The sequence below is a fragment of the Ferrovum myxofaciens genome, assembly GCF_000735045.1.
Classification (GTDB): Bacteria; Pseudomonadota; Gammaproteobacteria; order Burkholderiales; family Ferrovaceae; genus Ferrovum; species Ferrovum myxofaciens.
The window spans coordinates 1-314 of the sequence record NZ_JPOQ01000459.1 but is presented as its reverse complement, the minus strand read 5'-3'; the positions used below and the strand labels follow the sequence as shown (position 1 = coordinate 314).

Sequence of the window (314 nt, the reverse complement as noted above, 5' to 3'; positions counted from 1 at the left end):
TGCAAATCATCCCCAACGCCGAAACCGAAGCGCTCAAGACGTTTATTCAGAAGCATATCAAACCGGGCTCGACCATCTACACCGACGGGCTGACATCCTACCCAGGCGCAACCAAAGACGAATACCCCCACCATGGAACCTCCGTCAAAGGCTCCGGCAAAGATGCCAACGAGGTCTTGCCGGGTGTGCACCGCGTCGCCGCGCTGGTTAAGCGCTGGCTGATGGGCACGCACCAAGGATCCTTCGAGGAGGAACACCTGCAGGCCTATCTCGACGAATTCGCGTTTCGGTTCAACCGCCGCAAGTCCACGCAT

At 58.3% G+C, this 314-nt stretch carries 1 protein-coding gene; it reads left to right on the top strand.

Features of this window, described 5'->3' with window-relative positions:
• Positions 1–314: IS1595 family transposase (locus tag IV91_RS0114565; protein WP_031599550.1), on the top strand; the 314-nt coding region annotated here is incomplete at both ends.